Below are 299 nucleotides of genomic sequence, written 5' to 3'. Positions count from 1 at the left end.
GGTTACGCAAACGAGAAAGGCGAGTGGGCGACGCTCCCGCAGCTGGGTACCGTCCGCATTGGTACCCGCGCGGAAATCGGCGCGTGGGCCACCATTGCCCGTGGTGCGCTGGATGCCACCATCATTGAAGATAATGTGATTATCGACAACCAGATGCAAATCGCGCACAACGTGCAGATCGGATATGGAACAGCGATGGCGGGGGGTACAATTGTTGCTGGTATTACTAAGATCGGTAAATACTGCATCATCGGCGGTGCGTTGGTACTGAACGGACACATCGAAATTGCTGGTTGCGA

Annotated in this window: 1 pseudogene; it reads left to right on the top strand. The window is 55.2% G+C overall.

Annotation, left to right across the window (positions count from 1 at the left end):
• Positions 1–299, top strand: a pseudogene (lpxD, locus tag ABT58_RS23255) (UDP-3-O-(3-hydroxymyristoyl)glucosamine N-acyltransferase); the annotation flags it as partial.

It is taken from the genome of Photobacterium aphoticum, from assembly GCF_001029435.1.
GTDB lineage: Bacteria > Pseudomonadota > Gammaproteobacteria > Enterobacterales > Vibrionaceae > Photobacterium > Photobacterium aphoticum.
This window is presented reverse-complemented; position numbering and strand designations above follow the sequence as displayed.